Source organism: Marinomonas sp. ef1, from assembly GCF_002806845.1.
Lineage (GTDB): Bacteria > Pseudomonadota > Gammaproteobacteria > Pseudomonadales > Marinomonadaceae > Marinomonas > Marinomonas polaris.
Genome location: NZ_NHTT01000002.1, coordinates 424,324 through 438,740, shown reverse-complemented (window position 1 = coordinate 438,740; position 14,417 = coordinate 424,324). Strand labels below are relative to the sequence as shown.

Below are 14,417 nucleotides of genomic sequence, written 5' to 3'. Positions count from 1 at the left end.
CATGTTTAAACCTTACCTAAATGATTAGCAACAACAGTTTGCATGGCCTGTTTTACTAGCGCATCATCTCCAATTGGAGGTAGCAACTCTATGTGTAAATCGTCTTTTTGCAATGTAGCTATTTGCGCAGGTACATCATGTCTTAAATGACGTCCGACTGCTAAAAACAGTGGCAACACAGCAACGTTACGAGTCTCTGCGCCTAGCATGCCTACAACGTCTTCTAAAGATGGAGACGTAAGTTCCATATAAGCCAAACTTACATTGCCTTCACCATATGTTTGTGCCACTTGATGATAGAGCGATTCGAAGGGCAGTTTCCAAAGGGGATCAGGGCTTCCATGTGCAAGAAGAATGATGTGATCGTATTCTTTGCGTAGCATTTTGATACCTAATGTTTCTCGATTCCCCATTTTAGCCATCCTATGTCAGAAAAAGAAGGTGCAGAGCAAAAAACCTTAAAATCTTCTGATCAAATCGGGCAAAAAGTAGATTATGAGTTAGATTTAGGAAGTTATTGATCCTATTTCATTTTTTATGCGTAATACAATCATTATCGCAACACATGGAGCACGATGAAATGAATATTCTATTATCTGGAGCGACAGGGTTTATTGGTCAATCTTTGCTCGCCGCACTATTAAAAGACAATCATAAAATCTATGCCTTTGTGAGAAAAGTGGATAACCGGCTAGATGCTAGAGTTAGACAATTAACATTGGCATCGTTAGCGGAATTAGAAGAAAAAATAGATGTTTTTATCAATCTTGCCGGTGAAAACATTGCCAGTAAGCCATGGACTAAAAAGCGCAAAGAAGTTCTATTTGAAAGTCGAATAAATCTGACAAATAAAGTCAAGGAAGCTTTGAAATATCCACCTAAGACGGTCATTTCAATGTCAGCAGTTGGTTATTATGGTGTAGCAAGAAATGAAGTTTTTTATGAAAACACACCACCAAAATCGGGATTCTCCCATGATCTCTGCGCAGCTTGGGAAAATTCAGCAAAAGCTTTCTCGAATGATGATACAAGGGTGGTGATATTTCGATTAGGAGTTGTGCTAGGGATTGGTGGAGCGCTAGAGAAAATGCGCCTACCATTTTTGTGTGGATTAGGAGGTCCTATCGCTGGCGGCAAACAATGGTTTTCGTGGGTGCACATAGCTGATGTGATTAAAGCCATTACAAATGCTATGTTCGATGTGTCCTACACAGGGATTTATAACTTAGTAGCTCCACAACTGATTGAGCAAAAACATTTTGCGAAATCATACGCGGCGTCATTAAAGCGCCCTGCTATTTTACCGACACCTAGGTGGCCGCTTGATCTTGTTTTTGGAGAAATGGCCTCGTTATTAACCGAAGGTGCGAAGGTTGTTCCTCAAAAGTTAGAAAAACAAGGCTTTGAATTTCAATTTGATAATATCGATAATGCGTTAACTGATATTGGTAAGCAACATTGAGTGGATAATGTACTTAAAACTGTCAGCGTTTCTTTTTCAATATCGGTAAGCCTTTATCATCATTTAGAGTATTGGTGCACACAGGATAAGTAATACAGCCCCAAAAGTACCCATTTTTACTTTTTTTTCTGACAAGATAGTGTCCGCAAGCGCGGCAAGGGTATTTTTTGGTACTTGAAGGAACGCCATTATCATCTTCTACGGTAACTTTGCATTCTGGATAATTTGAGCAGCCCCAAAAGGCATTATCCTTAAAAGTCTTTCTTCTTAGTGGAGACTGGCAAGCTGGACAAAGGTAGCGCTTTGCTCTGACTGGCTTACCGTTTTCATTATTCGCTGTGTAGTTACAGACAGGATAAGATTCACAGCCCCAGAATGCGCCATTGGCGCCTTCTTTTAAAACCAATAAACTCTCGCATTTTGGACAACGATAGCGAATTTTAGCAGATTTAATATGAGCATCATCGCTCTGATCTAGGAACTCTTGTTCCCAGTTGCTAGAGGATGTTGCTGGAGAGTTGTTGTCTTTTTCCTGCACAGGTTACTCTTTATTTTTACTGCAAGACGTACTGTATTTTTCACAATCTTCTTGGCCTGCTAGGCTGCGGATTTTTGAGGCACCTTTTCTTGCACCCTCAGCTGTTGCTGTTCCTGCCTCTTTCATTTTATCCCAAACTACTGTGCCGGTTTCTTTAGCATTTTTAGATGCTTTACTGCTAAGCTCTGATGCCTTCTCACCAAATTCAGATGCTTTTTCTGCGGTGGTATCGGCTATTTCAGACGTTGTTGTTTTGGTTTTCTCCCATAACTTTTGAGCCCCTTCTTTTGCCTTATCAAGTGTACTTTCTTCTGCTTGAGCTAATGTAGAAACAAGAATGAGTGAGCAAACAATTGCCTTTATATATTTCATCATACTGCCTTTTTGTCCATAGTAGTCGAAAGATTTAACCAATCAGTAACTTGAGCTAAATCACTGAGAGTTCCCAGTTGCGGGTAATGCAATAGTGTCTCGTCTGCAACTTTCTCATGGTCCCAAGTGGTGTGATAAGGAACATGAAGCGCTTGGGCACCGAGATCTAAAACGGGCAAGATGTCGGATTTTAATGAGTTACCAACCATTAGGAAATGTTCTGCAGAAATCTTATGGCGTTGAAGTATTTGTTGGTAAGCTGCGGAAGTTTTATCACTTACTATTTCAATGGCATCGAAATAATCGGCAACACCTGATCTTGCCAGTTTGCTTTCTTGATCAAGTAGGTCGCCTTTAGTAATAACCAATAAACGAAACCGTCCTTTTAGTTGAGAAAGAACGCTCTCTACATTCGGTAACAGCTCCACTGGTGAAGCCAGCATACATTTAGCAAGCTGTATAATTTCATGTATTTCGTTGCCAGTGATGCGACCTTCAGTTAGCTCAATAGCGGTTTCGATCATAGATAAAGTGAAGCCTTTTATACCATAACCAAAATGTTCTAAATTATTAATCTGCACTTCACCTAGATGGGAACGAACGTAGCTTTCATCATGATATGGCAATAGTAAATTAATAAACTCATCCTGAGCATGAATAAAAATATCCTCATTTCTCCAGAGTGTATCGTCTGCATCAAAAGCAATTGCTTGAATCTGTGAACTGTTTAACGTCATTTTACGTCCACTGCTTAGTATTTTGCTCAATCAAATTAACATATAAAGCTACTTGATCTGGTGTATCGTTTAACGCAGGAATGTAGTCAAACGCTAAACCACCATTGTTCTTAAACTCATCACCCAGCTCTAGAGTGACTTCTTCTAGAGTCTCAATGCAGTCGATTGAAAAAGCGGGACTGATAATGTTAATTTTTTTCACCCCCATCGAAGGTAAAGCTTTCAGTGTGGCATCAGCGTAAGGCTTCAACCATTCTTCGCGACCGAATCTAGACTGATAAACATGTGTCCACTCGTGATCCCCCAATTCCAACTCCTCCGCAACCAGTCGACTGGTTGTTTCGCATCGACGCGCATAAGGGTCGCCATTTGTAACGTAACGTTTTGGAATGCCGTGGTAAGACAAAACAAGATGACGTCTTTCCCCCTGCTTGTCCCATTGCGCACGAACCGAATTAGATAGCGCCTTGATGTACATGGGATGATCAGCATAATCGTGAAGCAGTTGTAGTGATGGCCAATGAGGGCAACTCTTTAGCGAATTCATTAATCTATCATAAGCCGCTGCAGTGGTCGTAGCCGAAAATTGAGGGTACATAGGAACAACAATTATATTTTTGACACCCTGCTCTCTTAATTTATTTGCTGCCGACTCAACACTTGGATTGCCATAAGTCATTGCCAGTTCAACAGGAACTGTTTGACCTGTTTTTTCCGATAAAGCTTCTTTTACCTTTTCTTTTAATCTTTCGCTTAACACTAGAAGAGGTGAACCTTCATCCATCCAAACTTGTTGATAAATCTTAGCTACTTTTGGTGGGCGTATGGTGAGAATAATAAGATTAAGAATCGGCTTCCAAATTAATGGGCTTAAATCTACAACACGAGAATCAGAAAGAAACTCTCTAAGGAAACGGCGGACTTCAGGTGTCTGTGGAGCATCTGGTGTCCCCAAGTTCATCATCAATACGCCATAGTCGCTCGTGTTTTTCATGCTATACCTTTTGAGTTGGAATTCTTACTCTATTATAAGCCAATAAATTGGGGCCAATAATGAAAAAACCAAGCTAATTAAAGCTTGATATTGTTTAGTTTCGTATCTGAATAGACGTTTTGTGTCAGTTTTATTTTTTGAACTAGGTACCACAAATTAACATCCCACACGGAAAAATACGTCATGAGATCCATAGGCGAAGGACAGAAAAAGCAATAAATACAACGAAGCTGATCGATAAGACGCTTTTATCCAGCTCATTACCTCGATTATGGCACAGCCAATAAAAAAACAAATGACTACACGACAAAATAATCATTGAAGGTAAATGTACTGCACCAGCAAAACCAGATAATCCAATATGGTCAAACGTTTGAGCGGGGTAAATGAAGCCGATCATTGCTGCAATAGAGGCAAAAACAACAAAACCATTCGATGTGCCTTGCTGCAGTTTTGCCTCGACTTTCTTAAAACTACATAGCAAACAGCCTAGTGCATGGCCACAATTGCCAGCCATAAGAGACAATACACCAATAATTAGGCCAATGGGTAAATTCCATGTTTTCCCTACTTGCGCTACATATATTTTTTCTGGCCTAGCTAGAAAGAAAACGTTTGTAACAGCGATGAGGGCTATTAACGAGAAAGCAATTTTGAAGACAAACAAGCTACTAAGAGACAGTATTTGTGCGCCTATTACACCGCCCATAGCAATACCTGGAGCGAAGTTGATCAGCTGCTGTGAATCAACCTCTCCCTTTTTCATAGAAATTATCCAAGCATAAAGATGAGCTGGGATAAACGCTGTGATGCAAGTAGCAATTGCTGGAAGCATGAGAAGTTCAAAAGACAAATTAAACACAGGCAAAAAAAAGTATAAGGCGGGAATGGCAATAAGTGCAGGCGCTATTTTAATAACGGAAGCTATTGAACCTGTTGCTGCACCAATAAAGAACAATAAAAAAAACATTTCAATACTTGGCATAAGATAAAACACCCCTCCTAGCCATGGAGAAAGACAACAAAAAAGCAGACATAGGTCTGCTTTTTTGTATGCTTTATTAAATCATTATTAATCAGTAGTCTTTCTATATCAGTCTTGATTAACAACGCTACGAATTCTTTCTTGAATCAAAGATGCTAGCTTGTCTGGTTGAAATTTCGACAAGAAATCATCACAGCCAACTTTTTGCACCATGGCTTTGTTAAAACTACCGCTAAGAGACGTATGTAAAACGATATATAGATCTTTAAGCCTTGGATCTTCACGCACTTCACGAGTTAAGCGATAACCATCCATCTCCGGCATTTCTGCATCTGTGATCATCATTAATAATTTTTCTGGAACAATTTCACCCTCATCAGCCCATTTCTTTAGCTTTTCAAGACCACGTTTACCATCTGTAGCCTCATGAACAGTTATACCCATAAAATCTAATGTTGAGCGACATTGCGCTAAACCAACAGATGAATCGTCCACAACCAGTACTTCTAAGCCTTTGGCTAATGTCAACAGATCTTTATCTATAATGTTATCACTGACAGTGGTGTCATAAGGTGAGATTTCAGCCAAAACCTTCTCAACATCGATAATTTCAACAATGCGGTCATTAACTCGAGTTATCGCTGTTAAGTAATGTTGACGCCCAGTACCATCTGGTGGTGGTAAGATTTCATTCCAATTCATATTGATGATTCGATCAACTTCACCAACCATAAATCCTTGAACAGTATTATTGTATTCAGTCACAATTAAGTTACATGGCTGAGTACGGTCAATCGGTCTCATGCCAATAGATTCGGAGAGATCGATAACAGGAACCGTTCTGCCTCGAAAATGTGTGACGCCAGCCACGGATGGATGTCTATGTGGCATCAAGTTCAACTTAGGCAGCATGACCACCTCTTGAACTTTAAAAACGTTTATTGCAAACATTTGCATTCCACCAAGGCGGAACATTAAAAGTTCCAAGCGGTTTTCACCCACTAACTTGGTTCTTTGGTCTACAGCGTCTAACATGCTTGCCATATATTACTCCAAACATTTTTAAATTAAGGCATTAATCCATTATAACCATGATATTCTATAAGACTAAATCTTACAGTATTTTTTTGTGTTAACTCTTGTTGCAAGGATTCTTAATGAAGGATGCCGATATACTTTTTTGCCGTAAAGCTGTTGTAAATCGACTATCAGAAACAACCGCTTATTACATACTACATCCAAGCAATGTAACTCAAGGGCAAGATGCTTCTTTTTTAAGCTCCTTGTTTGTAGATGCCAATCTTACCGAAATAACACAGCAAAAAACTATATTTTTTCAGACTAGCTTAACCGAACTCTCGGCCCTACCATTACAAACAAACATTCATATGGTTATTTTCTTGAGTGCCAATGAATTAACTGAAAAACACGTTGAAACGTTATCTGAGTTTCGTCTTCAAGGCTACCAGCTGGGCATTATAAACCCTAAGCCTGAGGCGCTTACTGTTGCCTTACTGAGTATCTTCTCTTATGTAATGCTTACCTTGGATCATCTATCTGTCGATGATGTTATTACTAGAGTTAAACATCCAGCCTTATCGTCAAAAAATCTTTGGGTAAATAAAATTGAAAAGTCGGAACAATTTGCGCAGCTTTTAGAAAATGTTCCTGAAGGCCAATTTAGTGGAAATTTCATCAATAAGATGACATCAGTTAAAGGCAAACGCATCTTAGCGTATAAAGCTATTTTGATTGATTTATTAGTGGCGCTGAACAACCGTGAATCATCTCCAAGAGTATTAGCTGAATGCATTGAACGAGACCCAACGTTAACCTATCGAATCATAAAACTCACACATTCTGTGATTTATCGCAGTCAATTTAATGTCTCTAATGCTCAGCGAGCAATCGAGATTATTGGTGTCAGAGATCTGATTAAATGGGTTGGGCTTGTTATGCTAGGCAGTGTGTCGGGAAAGCCTGATTGTTTATTTTCTATGGCGGTTTCGCGTGCTTGTTTTTGCCAAAACCTTTCTACTGCGTTGTTCCCAAAGTTAGACGGTGCTTTTTTAGTAGGGCTTTTTTCTTACCTACCAAGCTTCCTAGACGAAGAGCTGCCAACACTTCTAAAAGATTTACCACTTGACGAAAACATAAAATCCGCATTACTGGAGTACAAAGGTAATTTGGGTGGTATTTTAAAAATAGTCGTCGCGTATGAAGCTGGTCGATGGGAGAAAATCCCCTTTGGCATGCTTGCAAGCAAAGATATGTCAAAGCAATCACTCAAAGATCTGTATATAAAAAGCTTAAAAGAAGCTCGTGAGATGGGGGGGGTATGATAGATATCGGAGTAAATATCAATCACAGCCATTTTCTAGATGATTTAGATCAAACCCTGATCGACATGCAAGAAGCTGGTGTTAAAGGCATGATATGCATTGCTTCTGATTTAGAGGAAAGTAAGCAGATCCAGGTGTTAAGCCAGAAACATCCTACGATATGGAATACGTTAGGCTGCCACCCCCATCAGGCAAAAACGTGGAATACAGAAAGTAAAACTCAGTTTTCTGCCCTTATTAAAGACGCTAGACCTGTCGCTATTGGTGAGACAGGCCTTGATTTTAACCGAAACTATTCAACACCAAATGAACAACTTTACGCATTTAATGAGCAAATAGCGTTGGCAATTGAACACGGCCTTCCCTTGTATCTACATGAAAGAGATGCACACAAAGAGATGGTAGAGATACTTAAAAAGTACCCAAGTTTAGCTAGAAAATCTGTGATTCATTGCTTTACAGGGAGTCGAGTCGAGTTGGATAAGTATTTAGAGCTAGGATTGTTTATTGGTATCACAGGTTGGGTATGTGATGAGCGCCGAGGAGCAGACTTACAAGCTTCTGTGCCTCATATTCCTTTGAATAAACTACTTATTGAAACCGACGCGCCTTATTTATTGCCTCGCAACATTCGTCCACGCCCAAAGAAAAATCACCCTAAATATTTACCTTGGGTTGCGCAAGAGGTTGCTAGACTAAAAGGAATTTCTTTGGAAGAGCTGGCAAAAATAGCAACAGACAACACAGAAACAGCGTTCGGAATCCGTATCTAATCGCTTAATAAAAACTAAAGCAAAGAGATTTGTTGCGAGAGCAAACTTGCCATATTGGTTTTGAAAAATGGCAATATGCTATCGGCAATAGGTTCTATCTGTTTTTCGATGTAATGCTCGTAATCCAAATCAATCAAATTCTCAGGACTTTCATAAGGCACCACGCCAGAGCGCTGATAAAGGTAATAAACACGCTTCCTACCTTTGTTGTATTCTAGGGGGAGTCCCTGCTCTGCTCTTTTTTGATCAATCATGGCGGCCGCTCTGACATGCGGTGGCTTATTTTTAGTGTAAGAAGACAACGATCGACTCAACTGCTTGCTGTAAACCAACTGATCATCATAGTCACCCGCTCTAAGTTTTGCGATAGTCTCTTGAATGTAACAAATTGGGTTTTCATCACTAAATACTTTTTCAAACAAGGTTCGCTGAAACTGCCTTGCCAAAGGCGTCCAATCGGTTCGAGCGGCCTCCAATCCTTTAAAGACAAGTTCTCCGTTTGATTTTCCTGCATAGCGCTTTTTGCTGCCTTCTTCTTGCCCGCGTATTGTAGGCATGAAAAATCGTTCGTAAACTCGCTCAAATTCAAGCTCTAAATGGGAGTCAAGCTGAGCGTATTCCTTACACCAGTTTGATAAACAGGCATTAATGTCATCGCGCAATCGCTCACCTTGTTTTTGAGGGTCTTCTTGCTCGCTGTTTAATGTGACAAAGAGAGAGTCTGTATCGCCATATATCACTCGAGCGCCACGCTCTTCCATCCAGACTTGAGTTCTACCTAATAATTCATGGCCACGCATGGTGATAGAGCTTGCTAATTCGGCGTGATAAAAGCGGCAGACATTTGAACCCAGTACGCCGTAAAAGGAATTCATGATAATTTTAATGGCGTAACTTAAAATGCCATTACCTACTTTTTTGGCTTCTTCCCTTGCTTGAGCGAGCTCACCAACTAATGAGGGCAAAATAGCTTGTTGGCGATCAAAACTTGCTCCCAAAAAACCGGGAACAAGCTGTGTAACTGATAATTTATCCTGAACTAAGCTAGCTGAGTGTTGGGCGGCTATACGGGCTAAAGGATCAACGTGAAAGGTGCGAATAATACTTGGATACAAGCTTTTAAAATCAAAAACCAATACATTTTTATAAAGCCCAGGTATCGATGACATAACAAAACCGCCGGGACTGGCGACAAAGTCATCGTCACTCCAAGCAGGTGCAACCCAACCAGCCGAATGCAATCGAGGTAAATACAGGTTTTCAAAAGCCGCGACTGATCCACCAGTTTGTTCAAAAGGAATACCGGTTAAATCTACTCGAGTTTGTTGTAATTCTATGAGCTTTAGTTTTTCAAAGATGCGCATGACAAGATCGCAGTCTTGAAGGTTGTAAGCGACAAACGCGTCTAAATCCTCCCGATGCAATCTTTCTATTTCTTGCCAGCGCTCACTGCCATGCAACAGCTTGCCATCATCAAGAATTTCGTTACTGACGTTGTTTAGACTGTAGGATTCAAAATGATAACCACCCACTTTCAATAAAGTGATGCCGTCTAAAGCAACGCGTCCGGGAATGCTGGCAAAGTATTTGCCCTGGTTATCGGATGAACGAATGTTCCAATTTTCACCATTAACACCAAATGCCGGACGAATCCCCAAAATCTGGCAGCGCTGATCAATAAATTGCAAATCAAAGCCGATTAAATTCCAACCGATGAAAATGTCTGGAGAATACTTTTTCACATAACGAATAAACGCCAGCAATAAGCTTTTCTCATCACTGAAGCGACGAATGATTGGAGAACTGGTCTCTTGGTTGGTTACCACGAAAGCGACTCGTTGATCTCGTGACGTAATGCCTATGGAAAGCAAGGTGTTTGTTGAAACAGAGGTTTCGATATCCAGTGACCAAACGTTCCAATCTGGTTGCCAATCACCAGCAATGACCCTGGCTTGGCGAAAAGTTTGATTACTTGAGTCGGGGACACCAATAAAACGCACTGCACCTCTAATATTGCGTTCCATCAAATAACGATTGTGAGCCTTAATATCTTCTTCAAAAACAGAGAAGCCATTACGCTTTACCAAATTAATCATTTGCTGGTGGAGCATTAGGCTAGTGCTTTGAACTAACACAACTGGCTCGTTATTGAATGACTTCAATGCAGATTCAGAACATTGCACGCCCGTTATATCAGTTGGGAGACTATCGAGCGGTGCATCGGTGAAAAAAACGCTAAGCTGCCTATCCGGAAGGACTTTTACCGTCCCTTCCGGTGTTTTTATAAAAAGGCTCATTTCAATGTGACCGCTAACATCACGTGTATGGCGGCTCACAATATAGCCAGTTTTTTCTACAAACATCTAAACAGCCTAGTATTTTAAAAGTGCTTATTTTATTAAATTATAACCCACGTAGTAAAAGCATGGGCGGCACTTTTAACACAGTCCTACTAGCAAATATACCAATCGTTGATATGACTACCACACCAATAGCGGGTCCCAACAGCCATAATAATGGGTGAAAACTCGCTTCGGCGTTGAACACAAAAACCTGCAAACCAAATAAGCAGGTTTCTGCGCCTATGGCGGCAATGAGTCCGGCAAAGAATCCAAGAGCGCCAAATTCCACCAACAGCGCCTGTCTGACTAATGCACCTCTAGCACCTAGCACTCGCAACAAGGCACCTTCCTCTAGGCGTTCTTCTAGTGTCGAGCGAACGCTAGCCAATAACACCAAAGCGCCAGCACTAAGAATACAAAACAACACCAACTGAATAGCCTGAGACAACTGCCCTATTATCGTCTGTATTTGCTTTAAAATATCGCCCAGATTCAAAATAGAAACCGTAGGGAATTTCGCCATCAATCGATAAAAATACTGCGCTTCTATATCATTTACAAACAAACTACTTACAAAATTGGCTGGATAATCTTCTAACGCACTCTTAGGCAAAATTAGATAGAAATTGGGTTGCATTGATCCCCAGTCAACAGTACGAACGGAAGTAATAGGCAAGGTGACAATATTGCTACCAATATTTATAGTCAGCTTATCTCCTATTTTTAGGTTTGCTTCTTTAGCGGCCTTTTGCTCGACTGAAAGCCCTTCAGCAGAAAAATCGCCTTCGACAAGTTCGTTGCCCTTTCCAAGCGTGTCTGACCAAGTTAAGTTTAGTTCTCGTTCATAAAGCTCAGGCTCGCCCTTTTCGTCAGGGTAAAGGGATTGAACGGTTTGATCATTCACTGCCGTGACACGACCACGCACCATAGGATACCAATCAGATTTTTTGAGACCCAATTGAGTCGTTTGGTCATTAATCGGATCAATTTGGTCCGCTTGTACATTGAATAAATAATGATTTGGAGCATCTTCTGGGAGTTGTTGTTGCCAGTCAGCAATCAAGCTGGATTTAACGCCAATCAGAATCAAAGAAAGCATGATGATTAACGTGAATACCAAAAGTTGAAATAGGTTTGGTATCAACCTTCTATATAAGGAAGCAAGACCTATTTGCCAACCGCTGGTGGCTCCTGACGTCAACGAACGGCCAAGTTTAAAAGCCAACCAACCAATGGCTGCAACAAACAGTGCAATCCCCAAAATGGCAGCAGTCATAATGCTTGGCAATAAGAAGCCATTGGTGTACATGCACATTAATCCAAACATACCGATGAATCCGATTACGTAAATGGTAAAGGTATTAAGTTCAATTTTTGCATTAGGCTGCAACACAGATAATGGCGAAATCTTGATAAGGTGAGACATCAGCGGTAGGCAAAAAGCCACCATGGATATTAGTCCAGTCGCTGCACCCAGCCATAAACGACTAATAGAGGGTTCTGGTAATGTTGTCGACATTAATCCAGACAGCAAAGAGGCTATTATTTCCTGCATGCCCCAGCCGATACTCAAACCAATCGCGGCACCGACAAGAAATAAAGTAAAAAGCTGTAGGAAGAATAATCGTCCTAATAATTTTGGCGTTGCGCCTAGTGTTTTTAAAATAGCGACTTGCATCAAGTGACGTTTTACAAATCGAGCCGAAGCTAGCGCCATAGCGACGCCAGACATAACTACAGCTAAAGTACCCGCTAATAACAAAAAGGACTCTGCCCGTCCGATAGTATCACCAATACGTTCACCACGTTGAGTGGGAGTTTGCCAGCGTTGGCCTTCATTCAATTGTGGCGTTATCCAAGTTTCATATTCTTCAAGCGAAGCTTTATTTCCAGCAAGTAAGAGAGAATAACGTACTCGGCTACCGGGGATAATTACATTGGTTGCCGCAAGATCCGCCATGTTCATCACGGCACGTGGAGAAATAGCAAACGCAGAAGTGCTGGAACCGGGGTCTCGCACTAGATATTTTGTGACTTTAAGCGAGGCGTCTCCCACTTCAACTTGATCACCAAGGGTAATTTTAAGCAAGCTAGCTAAACGTGAAGACACCCAAACTTCTCCCTGCTTAGGCGTTTCGGTCGAACTTTTACCTGTGCCAAATAAAACGTCGTCGACAAGATAAGCGCCTTTTAATGGATAACCATCGCTAACTGCACTTAATTGAGAAAGCTGAAGTGAATCACCAGCGAACATCATGGTAGTGAAAGACGTTCTTTGCGCGGTTTGCAAAGACAGTTCTTTGGCCTCTGTTTCCCATTCTGCTGGAATAATGTCATCTGAGCGGATTAGACGGTCGGCCGCTAGAAGGTTTGCAGACTCTTGTTCGAAGGATAATTGTAAGCGATCAATGAACAAACCTATCGATGTGACTGTGCTTACTGAGATAACCAAAGCCAATAGAAGTGTGAGCAAATCACCACTACGAATATCTCTGAACATTAAACGAAAGGTAAAACTCATAAAGATTTTTCCGTTAGCTGACCTGCAGACATGACCAATTGACGGTCGCACATTTTAGCAAGTTCATTATCATGAGTTACCATCACCAATGTCGTCCCTTGAGATTGATTAAGATCGAATAGCAATTTAATAATAAGCTTTCCATTTTCTTCATCAAGGTTGCCTGTAGGCTCGTCTGCGAACAAAATTTTAGGGTTAGAAGCAAATGCACGAGCAATTGCGACGCGCTGCTGTTCACCACCTGACAGCTGATTCGGGTAATGGGTTAACCTGTGCGACAAGCCGACTTTCTCAAGTAATACTTCTGCCTTCTTGCGTGCGTCTTTATCGCCTTTTAGTTCAGCGGGTAACATGACATTTTCAATGGCTTGCAGGCTAGGCAAAAGATGAAACGATTGAAAGACAAAACCAACGTATTGGCCTCGAGCGAGTGCTCTTTGCTCTTCTGTTTGGCTAGAGAACTCTTGTTCATAAAGAAAAATATCACCGGATGTATTCACATCTAATCCGGCTAGCAAACCTAGTAAAGTTGACTTGCCTGAACCTGATGAACCGACAATAGCCACGGACTCGCTTTCCTTGATTTCCATATTGATTCCTTTCAATATGGTTAAATCCCCTGTATTCGATGTCACTGTATGAGTTAAATTAGACACTTTAATCGCGGTGTTTCTAGCCATGGTGATTCACTCTAAAAAGGTTTGATATGTTTTTAAAAAAGCAATTAAGGCAACTAGGTACAATAATCACGCTGCTATTCATTAGTTCATTTGCTTCAGCTTCTACTTTACTTGTTATGGGTGACAGTCTTAGTGCGGCATATAACTTACGACAACAAGATGGCTGGGTTAGTTTACTTGAAAATCAACTTTCTCAATCTCGCCCTGAAATACAAGTTATTAATGCCAGTGTTAGTGGTGAAACAACACAAGGTGGTTTGTCTCGTTTTGGCGATCTTTTAGCCATTCATAAACCAGATTTGGTAGTGTTAGAGCTTGGTGCTAATGATGCATTACGTGGTTACCCTCTAAATCAGACCACAATGAATTTGGAAAAAATGGTTGAGCAAGCTCAAGATAGCGGTGCCGTTGTTTTACTAATCGGTAACCAAATTCCGCAAAATTACGGAAAACGCTACACACAAATGTTCTTTAACTTGTACAAGGATATTGCCAGTAAACACAATATCGCGTATCTACCCTTTATGCTTGAAAATGTAGCTTTAAACAAAGATCTCATGCAAAGCGACGGCTTACACCCTAATAAAGAAGGTCAACCGATTGTACTGCAAAATATACTGCCATATTTACAACCACTATTAGATAAAATTCAGTCAAAAAAATAAGGAAGG

Annotated in this window: 14 protein-coding genes; 4 read left to right on the top strand and 10 right to left on the bottom strand. The window is 40.8% G+C overall.

The genetic code is table 11. The features are described 5' to 3' along the window. Positions 1-5: 5 nt before the first annotated feature. The gene (locus CCS02_RS04465) at positions 6-413 is read right to left on the bottom strand and encodes a sirohydrochlorin chelatase (RefSeq protein WP_084122259.1); all 408 of its coding nucleotides are present in this window, start codon (positions 411-413) and stop codon (positions 6-8) included. A 167-nt stretch (positions 414-580) separates the two neighbouring features. Here CCS02_RS04465 and CCS02_RS04460 point away from each other — a divergent pair, with 167 nt between their 5' ends. Continuing rightward, entirely contained in the window at positions 581-1,462 is an 882-nt protein-coding gene (locus CCS02_RS04460) for a TIGR01777 family oxidoreductase (protein WP_100635928.1), read from the top strand. A 22-nt stretch (positions 1,463-1,484) separates the two neighbouring features. Here the strand turns inward: CCS02_RS04460 and CCS02_RS04455 are convergent, their stop codons facing one another. The 6 genes from CCS02_RS04455 to CCS02_RS04430 form a co-directional block, all read right to left on the bottom strand. Next, complete coding sequence (locus tag CCS02_RS04455) at positions 1,485-2,000, bottom strand: DNA topoisomerase family protein (protein WP_100635927.1); 516 nt, start codon at positions 1,998-2,000, stop codon at positions 1,485-1,487. A 3-nt stretch (positions 2,001-2,003) separates the two neighbouring features. Continuing rightward, a complete protein-coding gene (locus CCS02_RS04450) occupies positions 2,004-2,375 on the bottom strand; it encodes a hypothetical protein (protein WP_100185830.1) in 372 nt (123 codons plus the stop codon). After that, a complete protein-coding gene (locus CCS02_RS04445; protein ID WP_100635926.1) occupies positions 2,372-3,109 on the bottom strand; it encodes an HAD family hydrolase in 738 nt (245 codons plus the stop codon). Before CCS02_RS04445 ends, CCS02_RS04450 begins: the two co-directional genes overlap by 4 nt. Position 3,110: 1 nt before the next feature. Further along, on the bottom strand, positions 3,111-4,103 hold the full coding sequence (gene hemH, locus CCS02_RS04440) for a ferrochelatase (protein ID WP_100185828.1): 993 nt from the start codon (positions 4,101-4,103) through the stop codon (positions 3,111-3,113). Between the two features lie 181 nt (positions 4,104-4,284). After that, positions 4,285-5,073, bottom strand: a complete 789-nt coding sequence (locus tag CCS02_RS04435) for a sulfite exporter TauE/SafE family protein (protein WP_232728821.1) — start codon at positions 5,071-5,073, stop codon at positions 4,285-4,287. Between the two features lie 123 nt (positions 5,074-5,196). Then, the gene (locus tag CCS02_RS04430; RefSeq protein ID WP_100185826.1) at positions 5,197-6,132 is read right to left on the bottom strand and encodes a chemotaxis protein CheV; all 936 of its coding nucleotides are present in this window, start codon (positions 6,130-6,132) and stop codon (positions 5,197-5,199) included. Between the two features lie 113 nt (positions 6,133-6,245). Here CCS02_RS04430 and CCS02_RS04425 point away from each other — a divergent pair, with 113 nt between their 5' ends. Next, positions 6,246-7,430, top strand: coding sequence for an EAL and HDOD domain-containing protein (locus CCS02_RS04425; RefSeq protein ID WP_100185825.1), 1,185 nt, complete (start codon positions 6,246-6,248; stop codon positions 7,428-7,430). Continuing rightward, a complete protein-coding gene (locus CCS02_RS04420; RefSeq protein WP_100635924.1) occupies positions 7,427-8,203 on the top strand; it encodes a TatD family hydrolase in 777 nt (258 codons plus the stop codon). Before CCS02_RS04425 ends, CCS02_RS04420 begins: the two co-directional genes overlap by 4 nt. Before the next feature lie 14 nt (positions 8,204-8,217). On the opposite strand, the gene CCS02_RS04415 is transcribed toward CCS02_RS04420, so the two are convergent. Genes CCS02_RS04415 through CCS02_RS04405 form a run of 3 tightly spaced genes read right to left on the bottom strand, consistent with a single transcriptional unit; the run spans position 8,218 to position 13,746 of the window. Further along, positions 8,218-10,566 (bottom strand): DNA polymerase II, encoded by a 2,349-nt coding sequence (locus CCS02_RS04415; RefSeq protein ID WP_100635923.1) that lies wholly within the window; start codon positions 10,564-10,566, stop codon positions 8,218-8,220. A gap of 40 nt (positions 10,567-10,606) precedes the next feature. Then, positions 10,607-13,066 carry an ABC transporter permease gene (locus CCS02_RS04410; protein ID WP_100635922.1) on the bottom strand — a complete coding sequence of 820 codons (2,460 nt, stop codon included), beginning with the start codon at positions 13,064-13,066 and terminating at the stop codon, positions 10,607-10,609. Then, the gene (locus CCS02_RS04405) at positions 13,063-13,746 is read right to left on the bottom strand and encodes an ABC transporter ATP-binding protein (protein ID WP_100635921.1); all 684 of its coding nucleotides are present in this window, start codon (positions 13,744-13,746) and stop codon (positions 13,063-13,065) included. The genes CCS02_RS04410 and CCS02_RS04405 overlap by 4 nt, the downstream gene beginning before the upstream one ends. Positions 13,747-13,772: 26 nt before the next feature. On the opposite strand from CCS02_RS04405, the gene CCS02_RS04400 reads away from it, so the two are divergent. Continuing rightward, positions 13,773-14,411 (top strand): arylesterase, encoded by a 639-nt coding sequence (locus tag CCS02_RS04400; protein WP_100635920.1) that lies wholly within the window; start codon positions 13,773-13,775, stop codon positions 14,409-14,411. Positions 14,412-14,417 lie beyond the last annotated feature (6 nt).